The sequence below is a fragment of the Roseateles terrae genome (assembly GCF_014192155.1).
Lineage (GTDB): Bacteria > Pseudomonadota > Gammaproteobacteria > Burkholderiales > Burkholderiaceae_C > Roseateles > Roseateles terrae.
Genome location: NZ_JACHXO010000001.1, coordinates 735441 through 752143, shown reverse-complemented (window position 1 = coordinate 752143; position 16703 = coordinate 735441). Strand labels below are relative to the sequence as shown.

Sequence of the window (16703 nt, the reverse complement as noted above, 5' to 3'; positions counted from 1 at the left end):
TCCCCATGAGCAACGAATTCAAGAACTACATCAACGGTGAATGGGTGGCGGGCGCCGAAACGCGGCCCAACATCAACCCGTCCGACACCAGCGACATCATCGGCCACTATGCCCAGGCGGATGCCGCGCAAACCGAGGCCGCCATCGATGCCGCGCAGGCCGCCTTCGCCGGTTGGGCTTTCAGCACGCCGCAGCAGCGCTTTGACGTGCTGGACCAGGTCGGCAATGAACTGCTGGCCCGCCGCGAGGAGATCGGTCGCCTGCTGTCGCGGGAAGAGGGCAAGACCCTGCCCGAAGGCATGGGCGAGACCCATCGAGCGGCGATGATCTTTAAGTACTTCGCGGCTGAAGCTCTGCGGCTGGGCGGCGAAACCCTGGCCTCGGTGCGTCCCGGCGTGAGCGTGGATGTGATCCGCCAGCCGGTGGGCGTGGTGGGCCTGATCGCGCCCTGGAACTTCCCGATCGCCATCCCGGCCTGGAAGATTGCGCCGGCGCTGGCTTACGGCAATGCCGTCGTCTTCAAGCCGGCCGAACTGGTGCCCGGCTGCGCCTGGACCATCGCAGAGATCCTTTCGCGCACCGCGCTGCCCAAGGGCGTCTTCAACCTGGTGATGGGGCCGGGCTCGCAGGTCGGCGCCACGCTGGTGGATTCCCCCAAGGTCAAGGCCCTGAGCTTCACCGGCTCGGTGGCCACCGGCCGCCGCATCATTGCGTCCTGCGCGGCCCGCCAGGCCAAGGTGCAGGCGGAGATGGGCGGGAAGAATCCGGTGATCGTGCTGGACGACGCCGATCTGAATGTGGCGGTGAACGCCGCGGTGCAGAGCGCGTATTTCTCGACCGGTCAGCGCTGCACGGCCAGCAGCCGCATCATCGTCACCGAAGGCATTCACGACCGGTTCGTCGAGGCGGTGGTGGCCAAGCTGGAAACCCTCAAGGTCGACCATGCGCTCAAGGCCGGCACCGACATCGGCCCGGTGGTGGACCAGCGCCAGCTGGATCAGAACCTGCGCTATGTCGACATCGCCCAGAAGGAAGGCGGTCGCCTCGCCTTCGGCGGCGACGTGGTGGAGCGCGAGACCCGCGGCTTCTACCAGCGTCCGGCGCTGATCACCGAGACCCGCAACGACATGACCATCAGCCGCGAGGAAGTCTTCGGCCCGGTGGCCAACGTCATCCGGGTGCGGGACTATGACGAAGCGCTGGCGGTGGCCAATGACACGGAATTTGGTCTCTCCGCCGGCCTGTGCACCACCTCCCTCAAGCATGCGGCCCACTTCAAGCTGCATGCCCAGGCCGGCATGGTGATGATCAACCTGCCGACGGCCGGGGTCGACTATCACGTGCCGTTTGGTGGCTCCAAGGGGTCCAGCTATGGCCCGCGGGAGCAAGGCAGCTATGCGCGGGAGTTCTATACCACGGTGAAGACCGCCTACACCTTCCCGGGCTGAGGTTTTGGCCACGCCTTGGGCGGCACCGGATGGCGAGTGGCCTCAGCCGTGATAGCCTGCCGCCCGATGAAGACTCGCGCCGATCACTCCACCTACCGCCGCCAGCCCGAAGGCAAGAGCATGCATGGCCGCATCGTCAGCGACCTGGGGCTGGCGATCGTCTCGGGGACCCTGCAGCCGGGGGACCGCCTGCCGGCGGAAGCCCAGCTGCTGGAACGCTACGAAATCAGCCGGCCGGTGCTGCGGGAGGCCATCCGGGTGCTGGTGGCCAAGGGGCTGGTGATCTCGCGGCAGCGGGCCGGCGCCCTGGTGCGCCCGCGCAATGAGTGGCACCTGCTGGATCCGGATGTGCTGTATTGGCTCATCCAGACCAAGCCGCAGGAAGAGTTCCTGAACACCCTGATGGAAGTGCGGCGGACCTTCGAGCCGGCCGCCGCCGCGCTGGCCGCCCGGGCCGCCACCGACGACCAGGTGCGGCAGATCGAGGAGGCGTTCGCCGGCATGGCGGCCGCCACCGACGTGGAGCAGCTGCTGGAGCCGGATCTGGCCTTTCACCGCCGCATTGCAGAGGCCACCGGCAATGACCTGATGGCCTACATCGGCAACATGCTGTCGCTGGCGCTGCGCGAGTCGATCGTGCTGAGCAGCCAATTGCCCAATACCCATGAGCTGTCGCTGCCCCGGCACGAGGCCATCCTGACCGCCATCCGCAATCGCGATCCGCTGGCGGCCCGTCAGGCGACCCTGGTGCAGTTGCAGGAAACCGACGACGACCTGAGTCATGTGCTGTCGGCCAAGGGCATCGTGGACCTGGCCTGAATTGTTTTTGATGGACGACGCTCCCAATCCCAACTGGTTCCTGCGCGCACGCCTGAAGACGCGGCAGCTGCTGCTGCTGATCGCGCTGGACGACCACCGCAACATCCACCGGGCGGCTGAGGCGCTGTGCATGACGCAGCCGGCGGCCTCCAAGCAGCTCAAGGACCTGGAGGACATGCTGGAGGTGCGGCTGTTCGACCGGCTGCCGCGCGGCATGGAACCGACGCTGTTCGGCGAGACCATGATCCGCCACGCCCGCATGGCGCTGACCAGCCTGGCGGCGGCACATGACGACATCGTCGCGCTCAAGAAGGGCCTGACGGGGCAGGTGGAAGTGGGCGTCATCATGACGCCGGGCATGTCGCTGTTGCCCAAGGCGATTGCGCGAGTGAAGGCCAGTGCGCCGCTGATGCGCATCGGTGTGCAGATGGACACCAGCAAGGTGCTGCTGGACCTGCTGCAGCGCGGGGTGCTGGACTTCATGATCGGCCGCATCCTGGACGAGGACGGCGCCGGGGGTCTGCACTACGAGGAGCTGACCGGTGAGCCGGCCTGCGCGGTGGCGCGGCTGGGGCATCCGTTGCTGAGCCGGGACGACCTCAGTCTGGCGGATCTGGCCACCCAGTCCTGGATCCTGCCGCCACCGGGCAGCGTGCTGCGGCATCGGTGGGAGCTGATGTTCCGACGGGCGGCGCTGGAGCCGCCGGCCAATGCGGTGGACACCACCGCGCTGCTGGTCATCACCGCGCTGCTGCAGCAGACCGATTCGCTGCATGTGATGCCGCTGGAGGTGGCGAAGTACTACGCCTCGCTGCAGGCGCTGGCCATCCTGCCGATCGAACTGCCCTGCGCGATGGATGCGTTTGGCATCATCACGCGCGAAGGGCATCTGCTGTCGCCTGGGGCGCGGGCGCTGCTCAGTGAGGTGAGGGCGGTGGCCGAGACCTTGTATTGAGGGCGGCAGCCGGGGCACCGATCACACTGAGGCGCCGTCTGGCTGCGTCTGCCGGTTGCGTCTGCCGGTGTCGGCCGGCGTGGGCAGCGTCCTCCGGTGGGGCTGGGGCGCCGTCCTTACGTCGACTCCCCGGACTCCTCGCTCTTCAGCTCCGCAAACTTCGCCGCCATGGTCGGATTGCCGCGGGTGAGCTTTTTCACCGTCAGGTCTTCCGCCTTGTCGTTGGCCAGGCGCAGATTGTTGGCCGACTTGTAGAGCGCATCCTTGGTCTTTTCAAGATCCTTGATGGCCTCGTCAATGCGTTTGACGGCTTCCTCGAAGCCGTCCGAGGCCAGACGCCAGTTGCGGCCAAACGAGGTCTTGAAGTCTTCGAGCTGGGTCTCGAATCGGGTGATGTCCACGTTCTGCGCCTTCACCAGCGCCAGTTCCGACTTGTAGCGCATCGAGTTCATCGCCGCATTGCGCAGCAGCGTGATCATCGGGATGAAGAACTGCGGGCGGACCACATACATCTTGGGGAAGCGGTGGGAGACGTCGACGATGCCGCTGTTGTAGAGCTCGTTGTCCGGCTCCAACAGTGACACCAGGACGGCATATTCACAGCCCTTTTCGTTGCGGTCCTTGTCCAGCTCCTTGAAGAAGTCTTCATTGCGCTTCTTGGTGGCCGTCTGGTCGTTCTCGTTCTTCATCTCGAACATGATCGAGACGATCTCGGTCTGTGCGTCGTCGCTCTCGCGGAAGATGAAGTCGCCCTTGCTGCCGCTGCTGGCGTCGTTGTCCTTCTCGAAGTAGGCGCGGGGGAAGGCACTGGCGCGGATGCGGTTGAACTCGATCTCGCAGTGCTGCTCCAGCGTCTCGCCGACCATCTTGGTGGAGAGCCTGGCTTTCATGTCGCGCAGCCGTTCAATCGCTTCGTCGCGATCCTTGAGCTGGGTCTCGTATTTGTCTTTGAGCGACTTTTCGGCGAGTTCCTTCTCGAGCGACGCGCGGTCCAGGTGATTCTTCAGGCTGTCCCGCTCCTGCTGCACCCGGGTCACGGCTTCGGTCAGCGCGAGCTGATGGGTGACCGAGGTCGAGGCCAGCTGGGACTTCAGGGTCTGCAGCGCGAGCTCACTGCGAGCGGTGGCTTTCTGCAACTCGCTGTCCAGGCGCGCCTGGGCGAGTTCCGCCTGGGTCTTCTGTTCCAGCTGCGCCTCACGCAGCTGCTGGGCGAGCTGGTCGCGCTGTCGTTGCGCCTCCGTCACTGCAGTGTTGACGGCCAGTTGCCGAGCGACGGCCTCACTCTCCAGCTGCGACTTGAGGCGCTGGATCTCTGCGTCTTTGCTGGCGGCGCTGGTGGTCAGCTCACCGGCCATGCGGGCCTGCTCGAGGGCGATCGCATTGCGCTTCTCCCGTTCGGCCAATTCCAGCCGTTCATGCAACTGCTTGTCCAGTTCGTCCCGCAGCTTGTCGAATTCACTGTCCCGCACCTGCTTCTGGATGTCGGCGTAACCCGCTTCGTCGATCTTGAAGGCTTTTTGGCAGTGAGGGCAGATGATTTCGTGCATGGTGAGGACGTCTGGAGGGCGCGCGCAGCGGCGGGAGTATCGCCGAAGCGGCGCGCCACGCCGTGTGCGGCTGCGCCTCGGCGAGCCCTGCCGAGTGAGTGCCGCCGAGCGCCGCCGATCGCGGATGAGACCGGATGAGGCTCGGCGAAGCCCGCCCCGGAGGGAGGCCTTGTTGTCAGTCGCCGGTATGGTCGGTCGAGCGGGTCACGCTTTCCCAGTCCTTCATCTGCCGCAAACGACCCTGAAGATTCTCCCGCACCAGGTCGAACGCATCACTGCCCAGCAGCAGCCGGGTGGGCGGTCGCTCCGCCATCGTGGCCACTTGCAGCATCACTTGGGCGGCTTTGGCCGGATCGCCCAGCTGATGGCCGCTGACCGCCTCGCGGCGCGCGCGAACGGGATCGAAGAGCGCGTCGTAATCGTCGATGCTGCGCGGCGTCCGCACCATCGAACGACCCGCCCATTCCGTTCGGAAGGAACCCGGGGCGACCGTGATGACGTCAATGCCCAGTCCCGAAACCTCTTTGGCAAGCGCATCCGAGATGCCCTCCAGCGCGAACTTGCTGCCGCAGTAATAGCTGATGCCGGGCATGGTGATCGTGCCGCCCATCGACGTGATGTTCAGAATTCGCCCCCGACGCCGTGTGCGCATGAAAGGGAGGCAGGCTTTGATCACCGCCACCGCACCGAAGACATTCGTGTCGAATTGGCGGCGCAATTCCTCCAGTGGGCTTTCTTCCAGGATGCCTTCGTGGCCATAACCGGCGTTGTTCACGAGCACGTCTATCGGCCCGATGGATGCTTCCACCTCCTGGACCACCTGTCGGACCGTCTCCGGGTCGGTCAAGTCCATCACGCGGGCGTGCGCCCGTCCGGAGGGGTGTGATTCGAAGGCCCGCGCGGCCTCTGGTTGACGGACGGTCCCGATGACGCGGTGGCCGGCGTTGAGCGCCGCCTGCGCCAGGGCCTGTCCAAATCCGCTGCTGACGCCGGTGATGAAGAAGGTCGATTCAAGCATGTTCTGCATGGGATGTTCTGGCAAGTGAAGCGATGAATGCTAGGGATGAGCGGCTTCATGGAAAATGGCCCACGATCCGCCGCCATTGCCTATTTCTCTGCCCATGAACCCCCACGCCCAGCGCGAAATGTCCCGGTTGCTATCTGCCCTGGCGCCGGATGAGGGCTACACCTTGAGCCCCTTGCCAGGCGTGCGCTGGTTGCGGAGCAATCGGCCGCTGGGCGTCACGCCGGTGCTTTACGAGCCGGGGTTTGTGATCGTCTGCCAGGGACGGAAACGGGGATGGCTGGGCGATCAGGCGTTTGTGTACGACGAGCAGCAGGTGCTGGCCGTCGCCGTGCCGGTGCCGTTCACCATGCAGACCGAGGCGAGCCCGGAGCGGCCGCTGCTGGCCATCTATGTGCAGCTGGACTTTGTGATGGCGGCTGAACTGGCCACGCAGATTGCGAGCCACCCCCGTCATGACGTCGCGCGTGACATCGGTCGTGATATCGGGCGAGACATCGAGCGAGACATCGAGCGAGCGAGCCGACGTGGCACTCGCCGCGAAGCTCGGGCCGAGGTTCGGAACGAGATCAGAAACCGAGACGCGGCTTCTCCTCGTAGTCTCGTTTCCACGCCTCTGGACGACGCATTGGCCGATGCCGTGGTCCGCCTGCTGCAGAGCATGCATGATCCGCTGCAAGCCCAGGTGCTGGGGCCGCTCATCCTTCGCGAGATCTATTTCCGGGTGTTGGCAGGGGAGCAGGGCGACACCCTGCGGTCTGCCCTGTCGGCTCCAGGCCGGTTCGGGCAGGTGGGCAAAGCCATCCAGCGCATTCACCGGGATTACGCGACTGCTCTCACGGTGCCTGCACTGGCAGAGGCATCCGCCCTCGGGCTGGCGGCATTCCACCATCACTTCCGGGAGGTCACCCAGACTTCACCGATGCAGTACCTCAAGAGTATCCGGCTTCACCAGGCGCGTCTGCTGATGCTGCGCCAGGGGATCACGGCAGCATCAGCCGCGCATGCGGTGGGGTATGAGAGCCCCTCTCAATTCAGTCGCGAATTCAAGCGACTGTTTGGCCTGTCGCCGATGGCGGAAGTGGAGCGCTTGAAGAGCAGCTTCAGCTATCCGGAGCGTCCCCCGTCCGGCTATGTGTCCTCACACTGAGGCTTACCAGCGGAACGAGACGTTGACCATGCCGGACCATCCGGACGTGGCGCCGGTGATCTTCTGGTGCCCGGCCTCCACACTCACCGCCAGCGCCTTGCGGTGACCCACGCCGAGCGCAGCGCCGACCACGCCTTCGTGGCCGGTGTGTTGCCCCACCACGGCCTGCGAGCCGATGACGTCGCCGTCCTTGGTGGCCTGGACCGCAGGGTTCTTGCCGAACCCCCGAATTGCCGCCGCGCGCGCATACACCTGATGCGTCAGCGTGTCGTCCATGCCGCTATGACGAAGGGTCAGCCCGGCCTTGGCCTGGCCGAACGAGGTGCGCCGGGTCTCGATCAGCACGCCGGAACTGGTGGCATGGCTGTCCTTGAGCATCACGGCGCCCACCACCGAAGCGGAGGGTTCGAGCGTCAGGCCGCGCGACAGTTCAAAGGGCCGGCCGCCCTCCAGGCTCGCGGTGGCGGTGCTCATGCGGAACTTGCCGCTGCTCACCGTCTGGTCGAGGCTGGTGGCGTCGTAGACCGCGCGCACCGAGCCAGCACCGACGCTGGCGGCGACATACGCGCCGGACTTGGTCCGAACGCTGACATGGCTGTTCACTGCAGTGAGATTGGCAATGCCGTTGCCCCGGGCGTAGGCGTCGTCGACATGACCCTGCGTCAGGCTGACGCCCGCGCGCACCGCGCCAGTGCCGGTCTGGCCGACCTGCCAGTCGCCGCCGATATTCACGGCGGTGACGTTCTGGCGATATTGCCGGCCGTCGGTGGTGTCGGTCCGGTCCCGGCTGGCCATCGGCGTGGCCCAGACATGGCGCGCGGATTCGTCGGCACGGCTGGCCGAATTCGAGACGCTGCCCGCATTCCAGGTGGAGGTTCTCAGGACCAGGTTGCGCATCGCATCCAGCGCTTCACCGGCGGTGAGGACGACCTCGGTGGGCGAGACGCTGGCGGCGCCGGGTGTGCCGGACAGGCCCAGGGAAGCGGCCGACAACCCGTCCGTGGCGCCGAAATCGGCAGGCGTCTGCGTGCTGCCGTCCATCGCCGCCCAGTGGTTGGGCGCGGCGGGGCGCAATTCCTGGCCATTGAGACCGATGCGACCGCCTTCGCTCTGCAGGGGACTGCGCGAGGGAGCGACGAACGCCAGGGTCTCGGACGCCTCATCGACGGCAGCGCCATTGCTGACGCCGTTGCCGACACCACTGCCATTGGCTTTGCCGTTGGTGGCAGTTGCGGTATTTGCGGCGTTGGCAGCGTTGCTGGCGGCCGTGCGGCTGGTGACGCTTTTGCCACTCTTGCCGATGGTGTTGGTGCCACCGGTGCTGCTGCTGGCAGTTGCGCTACTTGCGCCACCAGCGCCACCAGCGCCACTGCTGCCACCGGCGTCACGATTGGCACCCATCACCCGGTTCGAGGCGGGTGCGCGAGCAGTCGCCGCATTCAATGCAGCCACCTGGGCGCCTGCCTGCTGGAGTGCCGGCGCGGTCACCTGCAGGACCACCTGTGTGGTGGCGCCGTTCAACTTCACGCCGCCGACCGAAGACCAGGGGCCGGAGGCGGCGAACAGGTTGTCGCCGCGCTGCAACGTGTAGACCTGGCGGCCCAAGGCGTCCACGGTGGCGCCCAATGCAGTTTCGGCAGTCCCGGTGCGGGTGAGGGGGGAGGGGTAGGCGGCCGCATGGGCGTACTGCGCTGGCGCAGTGGTGGCCATGGCGGCGCAGACCGAGAGGGAAATGGCGGAGCGTTGCAGCTCACGCGCACGCACGGAGCGGCGATGGCGCGGTGCGGCCGAGCGCGATGGCGTCTGCCGAACCAGGCGACCGGCGGATGAGCGGCGACCGCTCAGGGTCAGGCCGTCACGCGTGGCGGCCGCCGGCCGGCGGGCGATCTCCTGAAGCACCCGCTGGTGCTGCTGGTCCTGCTGGAAGTCCGCGCACAGCTGTACGGGCGCACGTCCATAAAAGACGGTGTCGCTGCTGACCGCTTCAAACGGACTGCCCGACACACAACCCGGGCGCATCATGGCGCGGAAACGGTCTTCCGGAATGGGGAGTGATCGGTAGAGCGTGTGGCCGCTGCGGACGGACAGCGCCGTCAGGGTCACCAGCCCGCCATTGAGGCGCCGGATGACCCAGCGCACCCGGCGGGTGAGGGCGGTGCTGACCTGTTTGACACCCGAGCGCAGTGGAATGTCCTGGGCGTCGCCTTCCAGCGCGCCGGTCAGGACCAGGCAGCGGGCGAGCGAGAAGCTGAGCAGCACCCAGCCGGACACCGGCCGGTCGCTCTGGCTTCGGCCCGTGACTTCAACCACCAGCCGGCCCGCCAGCAGAGGCTGGCCGGTCGGTGCGAGCCGCGCGCGATGCGTGGCCGGAACGTCGGCCTTCCGGGACGAGCGCGTGCGTGTCACTCGGCGGGAGCGGGTCGCAGGGTCGTTGAATGGAAGGTCGTTGTCCATGGCGCCGCGGGCGGTCAGGAAAGAGGGGCTCCGCGACGTCAGTCGGTGACTGGGGGTGTCCCAGATTCGGATGACGGCATCATGCCCGAAGGCGGTGTACGCCACGTTTCAAGGCGTGTCCTCCGGAGCCTTCACGGGCGGCTTCCTCCTTCACAGGGGAGGCGGGCGGGCGACCGGTCAGCCGTGACCTATTGCTCAAAAATCGAAACCCGACCCTCGTCCGAAGCCGTATCGCCCAGCGTCAGAATGGCGCCGGCGCCGACCCACCGGTCAGCCGCGGTTGCACCGGCTTACAAAATCAAAGACCGGACCGCGCATGGCCCTGAAGGGTTCACACAGTGCCCGGCAGGCCATGGCCTCGTCGGATCAAGCCCCGGCGATCGGCCTCGACAGCAATCGCTGCACCACACAAAACACAAACAGCAGCCCGCCAATGACGATCTTGGTCCACCAGGAACTGAGCGTGCCATCAAACGCGATCAGCGTCTGGATCGTGCCCAGGACCAGCACGCCAGAGAGCGCGCCCGCCACATAGCCATATCCACCGCTGAGCATCGTGCCGCCGATCACCACCGCCGCAATCGCATCCAGCTCTGCGCCTTGGGCATGCAGCCCATATCCGGACAGCATGTAAAACCCGAAGAGCAGGCCCGCGAGCGAAGCGCAGAACCCGCTGAAGCCGTAGACCAGCAGCTTGGTCCGGCCCACCGGCAACCCCATCATCAACGCCGACGACTCATTGCCGCCCAGCGCATACACCGCCCGGCCAAAGCCGCTGCGATGCGCCACCCAGATGCCCACCGCCAGCAGCACCACCGCAATCACCGCCCCTGGCGACACAAAGCCACCGGGAATGTGAATCTGCGTCTGCGAGATCATCACAAAGGTCTCGTCGCTGATGGTGATGGAATCGACGCTGATGAGATAACACAGCCCCCGCGCCAAAAACATCCCGGCCAGGGTCACGATGAAGGGCTGCAATCGGAAGACGTGGATCAGCGCCCCCTGCATCACGCCAAACAGCGTACCGCCGACCAGCACGGTCGCCATCACCACTGCCGCCGACCAGTGCGCCTCCTGCAGCAGCCAGGCCGCCACCGTGGTGGACAGCGCCAGCACTGCGCCCACCGACAGGTCAATGCCGCCCGAGAGAATCACCAGGCTCATGCCCACCGCCAGCACCAGCAGGTAGGCGTTGTCGATCAGCAGGTTCAGCATCACCTGCGGCGCGGCGAAACCGTCATACATCACCCCACCGGCGACCAGCAGCAGCACCAGCAGCACCACCGTCATCTGCGCACTGAACGCGGGGTGATGCAGCCAGCGCCGGACCACGCGCAGGCTCCCGGAATAGCCGCCGGCGGCCTGGGGGGAGGGACCACCCGCAGCGCCGGCCGTAGCCTGTGCGGGGGGCAGAACCGATGTCGTCATGCGCGACCTCCGGGCGGTGAGCGGCGGGTCCAACGCCGCAGCATGGCGCGCCATTCATTGGATTGCAAAATGCAGAGCAGGAAGACGACCAGCGCCTTCACCACCATGTTCACTTCGGGCGGAACGCCCAGCGAATAGATGGTGGTGGTGAGCGTCTGAATGATCAGCGCCCCCACCAGACTGCCGGCCAGATGGTATTTGCCGCCCGCCAGGGAAGCGCCACCCAGCGTCACGGCGAGGATGGCGTCCAGCTCCAGCAGCAGACCGGCGTTGTTGGCGTCCGCGCTCTTGATGTTGGACGCAATCATCAGCCCCGCAGCGCCGGCACAAATGGCGGCGAACACATAACAGCCGAAGATCAGCGTGACCGTACGCAATCCGGCCAGCCGCGAGGCGACGGGATTCAAGCCGACCGCCTGAATGAAGAGCCCCAGCGCCGTCTTTTTCAGCAGCGTCGTCGTGATCAGCGCGACGGCCACCACCACCCACAAGGAGACCGGCAGACCCAGCAGATAGCCGCTGCCCAGCACAAAAAACGAGGGTTCGTAAACGGTGATGATCTGCCCGTCCGCCATCAGCTGCGCCAGACCGCGGCCGGCCACCATCAGGATCAGGGTCGCAATGATCGGCTGCAGTTTCAGACCGGCCACCAGGATCCCATTCCAGGCGCCGCAGAGCAGGGCGGTCCCCAATGCGGCGGCATAGGCCACCGGCAAGGGCTGTTTGGCATTGACCAGCACCGCAGCCACCGTGGCGGCAATGGCCACCACCGCGCCAATGGACACATCAATCCCTCGGGTGGCAATGACCAGGCTCATGCCCAGGGACGCCAGCATCAGCGGCGCTGCGCGGTTCAGGATGTCAATGAGCGGCCCATACAGATGGCCGTCCTTGATCTCCAGATGCAGGAAGCCGGGCAGGAAGATCACGTCCACCAGCAGCAGCAGCGCCAGTGCCACGACCGGACGCAGCAGCGGATGCTCCCGCAATGGGGTCAGCCATGCCTGCCAGAGCGTTGAGTTGCTGGGAGGCTGCTGACGCGCGGCCGAATCGGCGCGCGCCGGGCTTGGGGGTACGCTCACCGACGCAGCCACGACAGCCGCATCCTTGGGTGGCAAAGGCAGGGATTCAATCACGGGGGGTTTCTCCGCCATCGCCGGCAATGGCCTCCAGGACGGTGTCCTCGTTGAGCTGGCCGCGTTCATACACCCCACAGGCGCGGCGATCTCGCAGCACCATCAGGCGGTCGCTGCAGCGCAGCACTTCGGGCAGTTCAGACGAAATGAACAGCACGGCCATGCGACGGTCCGGCTCCGAGCCTTCCGCACACAGGCGCCGCACCTCGGTCATGATCTCTTCTTTAGCCCGCACGTCAATGCCGCGCGTCGGCTCGTCCAGAATCAGCAGGCGCGGTTGCGTCAGCAGCCAGCGGGCCAACAGGGCCTTCTGCTGATTGCCGCCGGAGAGCAGACCGATGGGGGTGTTGATGTCGGCCGTCTTGATGCCGAGGCGGCGCACATACTCTTCCGCCATGGCGCGCTGGCGCTTCAGTGGAATGGCTCGCCACCAGCCTTGACGAGCCTGCAGCGCCAGCACGATGTTTTCGCGCACCGACAATGCCAGGATGGCGCCTTCGAGCTTGCGGTCTTCAGAACAGAAGGCGAGGCCGGCGGCAATGGCCTGCCGCGGTGTGCTGAAGCGCTGCTGGCGACCGTTGATCTCGATCTGGCCGGCATCCGCGGCGTCGGCACCGAACAGCAGTCGGGCGGCCTCTGTCCGGCCGGAGCCGAGCAGGCCGCACAGGCCCATCACCTCGCCGCTGCGAATGTCCAGGTCCATCGGCTGGAGGCTGCCCCGCCGGGCCAGACCATGCGTGCGCAGCACCGGCTCGCCCTGCGGCGCTTCGCAGGTGGCCGCTTCCTGCGTGTTGGCGGCGTGGGGCCCCACCATTTTCTGAACCAGCTCCAGTCGGCCCAGTTCCGCCGCCCAGTATTCGCCTTCGGTGCGGCCATTGCGCATCACCGTGATGCGATCGCTGACGGCATAGACCTGGTCGAGGAAATGGGTCACAAACAGAATGGCCATGCCCTGGCTGCGCAGTCGTCGCATGACACGGAACAGATGCTGGACCGCCGCATCGTCCAGGCTGGAGGTGGGCTCATCCAGAATCAGTACCTGCGCCGAAATATTCAGCGCCCGTGCAATGGCCACCATCTGCTGTACCGCCAGCGAATAACGGGCCAGCGGAGCGGACACGTCGATGTCCAGTTCCAGCTCGGCGAGCAGCTCGCGAGAGCGGGCGCGCATGCGCTTCCAGTCGATCTGGCCGAAGCGTTTCGGGTAGCGACCGATGAACAGGTTTTCCGCCACCGAGAGGTTGGGGCAGAGATTGACCTCCTGATAAACGGTGCTGATACCCAGGTCCTGCGCTTCCGCCGTGGAGCGGGGGGCAATGGCGCCCCCATGCAGGCTCATGCTGCCGCTGTCGGGCGCATACAGGCCGGTAACCACCTTGATCAGGGTCGACTTGCCGGCGCCGTTCTGGCCCATCAGCGCATGAATCTCCCCGGCGAACAGCCGCAGGCCAGCGCCGGTGAGAGCCTGCACCCCAGGGAAGCCCTTGTTGATTCCTTCAAGCACCAGCACGGGCGCTGATCCGTTGTGCCGCACAGCCGGTTCTCCTGCAGTGACTGCCAGCCGGTCCGGGCGCCAGGCACCCCCCACCGGTGGCAGCATTCAAGTCAGACGGTCAGTACTTGCGCTTGGGCAGTTCCTGGGCAGCCACGTCGGCGGTGAAGACACCTTCCTCGGTGGTGATGCGCTTGGGCAGCTGCTTGCCGGCTTTCACATCCTTGGCCAGCTGCATGAGCTGCGGACCGAGCAGCGGATTGCATTCGATGGTGACATTCAGCTTGCCGGCCACCATCGCTTCAAAAGCGCCGCGCACGCCATCGATGGAGACGATGGCAATGTCCTTCACCGGCTTCATGCCTGCTTCTTCAATGGCCTGGATGGCGCCGATGGCCATGTCGTCATTGTGTGCAAACAGCAGCTGGATCTTCTTGTCCTTGGCCTTCAGGAAGGCTTCCATCACTTCCTTGCCCTTGGCGCGTGTGAAGTCGCCGGACTGGGAGCGCAGGATCTTCAGGCGAGGATCGGCCTGGATGGCCTCTTCGAAACCCTTCTTGCGGTCGATGGCCGGTGCAGAGCCGACGGTGCCCTGCAGCTCGACGATGTTCACGTCCCCGGTGGGCGCATTTTTCTTGGCCCATTCCACCGCCCACTTGCCGGCCTTGCGGCCTTCTTCGACGAAGTCGGAGCCGATGAAGGTGACATAGAGCGACGGGTCGCTGACCTTGACTGCGCGGTCCGTCAGGATGACGGGAATGTTGGCGGCCTTGGCTTCACGCAGCACCGTGTCCCAGCCGGTCTCCACCACCGGGGAGAAGGCGATCACATCCACCTTCTGCGCAATGAAGCTGCGAATGGCCTTGACCTGGTTTTCCTGCTTCTGCTGCGCGTCGGCAAACTTCAGGGTGATGCCGGCCTGCTTGGCGGCGTCCTTGATCGAGTTGGTGTTGGCGGTGCGCCATTCACTTTCGGCGCCCACCTGAGAGAAGCCCAGCACCAGTGGCTTGTCCGCGGCCAGGGCCGGGGTGAGGGCGGTCGCGCCAAGTGTGAGGCCCAGTGCGGCCACGGCCAGCAATTGCCGACGGAAAGTCTTCATGCGTTTGTCTCCTCGTTGCTATGGATATATGCGCGCCGGGACCACCGGCAGCGGGTGAGGTCGGGCCATCGTAGGGACTGCAAGCATGTGCAACCAATCACATTTCGGTCATCAATGATGTTGTGATCGGTATCGGGGGGAAACCCGCAAAGCGGAGTGGCCTTTGCTCGGGGAGAGTCCGCCTCCGGGATGGGACGGCTGACGACGTGGGGGTTAACGGGTGCTCATGTCGAGGGGACAGTCAGGACCGGACAGTCGGCGGCTGGATGAAAAAAACCTCCCGAGACCGCTGAGGGTCTCGGGAGGCTGCCATTCAATCTGCATCAGCGCCCGTTCCCGGGAAACGCGATGCTCCGGTGTGTATCAGTGCGAGTGACGCGGCACCGCTGATCCGCGGCACCCGCGCAGGAAGTCGAAGTCGCAGCCCTCATCCGCCTGCAACACATGCTGCACATACAGCTTGCGATAGCCGCTGGCGTCGGCAGGGTCGGGTTGCTGATTCGCGGCCCACGCTTCCAGCCGTGATTGCAGTTCCGCTTCCGGAATATCCAGGTGCAGTCGATTGTTCGCGCAATCGAGCTCGATCCAGTCGCCTTCCCGCACCACCGCCAGCGGCCCGCCCGCCTTGGCTTCCGGCGCCACATGCAGCACCACGGTGCCGTAAGCGGTGCCGCTCATCCGGGCATCGCTGATCCGGACCATGTCCTTGATGCCCTGGGCCAGCAGCTTGGGTGGCAGGCCCATGTTGCCCACTTCCGCCATGCCCGGATAACCGCGCGGACCGCAGTTCTTCATCACCAGCACCGAGTCCTTGTCGACCTCCAGCGCCGGGTCCATGATCCGGGCCTTGTAGTCGTCGAAGTCCTCGAACACGACGGCGCGACCGCGATGCTGCATCAGGGCAGGCGTCGCCGCTGAAGGCTTCAGCACCGCACCGCGCGGCGCCAGGTTGCCACGCAGCACGCAGATGCCGCCATCAGCAATCAACGGTTTGGCAATCGGCCGTACGACTTCATCATCGTAGATCGGCGCATCATGGCAGTTCTGCCACAGCGTTTTGCCATTGACCGTCAGCGCGTCCTTGTGCGGCAGAAGGTCCGCTTCGCCCAGGCGGCGGAGCACGGCCGGCAGACCTCCGGCGTAATAGAACTCTTCCATCAGGAAACGGCCGCTGGGCAGCAGGTCCACCAGGGTGGGGGTGCCCTTGCCGACGCGTGTCCAGTCTTCCAGCTCCAGTGGAACGCCCACGCGGCCGGCGATCGCCTTCAGGTGGATCACCGCATTGGTCGAGCCCCCAATCGCCGCATTCGTGCGAATGGCATTTTCAAAGGCTTCGCGGGTCAGGATCTTGGACAGCTTCAGGTCTTCCCAGACCATCTCCACAATGCGCATGCCGGACAGATGCGCCAACACATAACGACGCGCATCCACCGCCGGAATGGCGGCATTGTGGGGCAGGGAGGTGCCCAGCGATTCGGCCATGCAGGCCATGGTGCTGGCCGTGCCCATGGTGTTGCAGGTGCCGGCGGAGCGGGAGTGCCCGGCCTCGGCGGCAATGAAGTCGTGCATCGAGATCTCACCGGCCTTGACCTGCTCATGCAATTGCCACACCGCCGTGCCGGAGCCGATGTTCTTGCCGCCCAGCTTGCCGTTCAGCATCGGGCCGCCGGTGACGACGATGGTGGGCAGGTCCACGCTGGCGGCGCCCATCAACAGGGCCGGGGTGGTCTTGTCGCAACCCACCAGCAGCACGACCGCATCCATTGGATTGCCGCGGATCGATTCTTCGACGTCCATGCTCGCCAGATTGCGGGTGAGCATTGCGGTCGGGCGCAGGTTGGACTCCCCGTTGCTGAACACCGGGAATTCCACCGGGAAGCCGCCGGCCTCCAGAATTCCGCGCTTCACATGTTCAGCCAGCTTACGGAAATGGGCATTGCAAGGCGTGAGTTCCGACCACGTATTGCAGATGCCAATGATGGGCTTGCCTTCGAATTCGTGATCCGGAATGCCTTGATTCTTCATCCAGCTCCGGTACATGAAGCCGTTCTTGTCCTGGGTGCCGAACCATTCGGCGGAACGGAGCTTCCGGGTTTTCTTAGCCTCTGTCATGGGTCCTTCTGCAGGTCGCTGGGGTCCAGCCCCGTT

The 16703-nt window shown here is 65.5% G+C and carries 12 protein-coding genes; 4 read left to right on the top strand and 8 right to left on the bottom strand.

Going from position 1 to position 16703, the window contains the following annotated elements:
• Nucleotides 1-5: 5 nt before the first annotated feature.
• The 3 genes from FHS28_RS03100 to FHS28_RS03090 all read left to right on the top strand — a co-directional run bounded on the left by FHS28_RS03100 (nucleotide 6) and on the right by FHS28_RS03090 (nucleotide 3222).
• The gene (locus tag FHS28_RS03100; protein ID WP_088449136.1) at nucleotides 6-1448 is read left to right on the top strand and encodes an aldehyde dehydrogenase family protein; all 1443 of its coding nucleotides are present in this window, start codon (nucleotides 6-8) and stop codon (nucleotides 1446-1448) included.
• A 66-nt stretch (nucleotides 1449-1514) separates the two neighbouring features.
• Nucleotides 1515-2267 (top strand): FadR/GntR family transcriptional regulator, encoded by a 753-nt coding sequence (locus tag FHS28_RS03095; RefSeq protein ID WP_088449137.1) that lies wholly within the window; start codon nucleotides 1515-1517, stop codon nucleotides 2265-2267.
• 10 nt (nucleotides 2268-2277) lie between these two features.
• A complete protein-coding gene (locus tag FHS28_RS03090; protein ID WP_088449138.1) occupies nucleotides 2278-3222 on the top strand; it encodes a LysR family transcriptional regulator in 945 nt (314 codons plus the stop codon).
• 116 nt (nucleotides 3223-3338) lie between these two features.
• Here the strand turns inward: FHS28_RS03090 and FHS28_RS03085 are convergent, their stop codons facing one another.
• Together FHS28_RS03085 and FHS28_RS03080 are read right to left on the bottom strand one after the other, a co-directional pair.
• Entirely contained in the window at nucleotides 3339-4769 is a 1431-nt protein-coding gene (locus FHS28_RS03085; protein WP_088449139.1) for a DUF2130 domain-containing protein, read from the bottom strand.
• A 175-nt stretch (nucleotides 4770-4944) separates the two neighbouring features.
• Complete coding sequence (locus tag FHS28_RS03080; protein ID WP_375140719.1) at nucleotides 4945-5787, bottom strand: oxidoreductase; 843 nt, start codon at nucleotides 5785-5787, stop codon at nucleotides 4945-4947.
• Nucleotides 5788-5914: 127 nt separating this feature from the next.
• On the opposite strand from FHS28_RS03080, the gene FHS28_RS03075 reads away from it, so the two are divergent.
• On the top strand, nucleotides 5915-6943 hold the full coding sequence (locus FHS28_RS03075; protein WP_088449141.1) for an AraC family transcriptional regulator: 1029 nt from the start codon (nucleotides 5915-5917) through the stop codon (nucleotides 6941-6943).
• 3 nt (nucleotides 6944-6946) lie between these two features.
• On the opposite strand, the gene FHS28_RS03070 is transcribed toward FHS28_RS03075, so the two are convergent.
• The 6 genes from FHS28_RS03070 to FHS28_RS03045 form a co-directional block, all read right to left on the bottom strand.
• Complete coding sequence (locus tag FHS28_RS03070; protein ID WP_184294075.1) at nucleotides 6947-9397, bottom strand: autotransporter domain-containing protein; 2451 nt, start codon at nucleotides 9395-9397, stop codon at nucleotides 6947-6949.
• 366 nt (nucleotides 9398-9763) lie between these two features.
• Nucleotides 9764-10690: a galactofuranose ABC transporter, permease protein YjfF gene (gene yjfF / locus FHS28_RS03065; RefSeq protein ID WP_246409597.1), complete on the bottom strand. Its 927-nt coding sequence runs from the start codon at nucleotides 10688-10690 to the stop codon at nucleotides 9764-9766.
• A 134-nt stretch (nucleotides 10691-10824) separates the two neighbouring features.
• Nucleotides 10825-11826 carry an ABC transporter permease gene (locus FHS28_RS03060; protein WP_246409595.1) on the bottom strand — a complete coding sequence of 334 codons (1002 nt, stop codon included), beginning with the start codon at nucleotides 11824-11826 and terminating at the stop codon, nucleotides 10825-10827.
• Between the two features lie 130 nt (nucleotides 11827-11956).
• Entirely contained in the window at nucleotides 11957-13564 is a 1608-nt protein-coding gene (locus FHS28_RS03055) for a sugar ABC transporter ATP-binding protein (RefSeq protein ID WP_088449144.1), read from the bottom strand.
• 13 nt (nucleotides 13565-13577) lie between these two features.
• Complete coding sequence (locus tag FHS28_RS03050; RefSeq protein ID WP_088449145.1) at nucleotides 13578-14555, bottom strand: ABC transporter substrate-binding protein; 978 nt, start codon at nucleotides 14553-14555, stop codon at nucleotides 13578-13580.
• Nucleotides 14556-14918: 363 nt separating this feature from the next.
• A complete protein-coding gene (locus tag FHS28_RS03045; RefSeq protein ID WP_088449146.1) occupies nucleotides 14919-16667 on the bottom strand; it encodes an IlvD/Edd family dehydratase in 1749 nt (582 codons plus the stop codon).
• Between the last annotated feature and the right edge of the window lie 36 nt (nucleotides 16668-16703).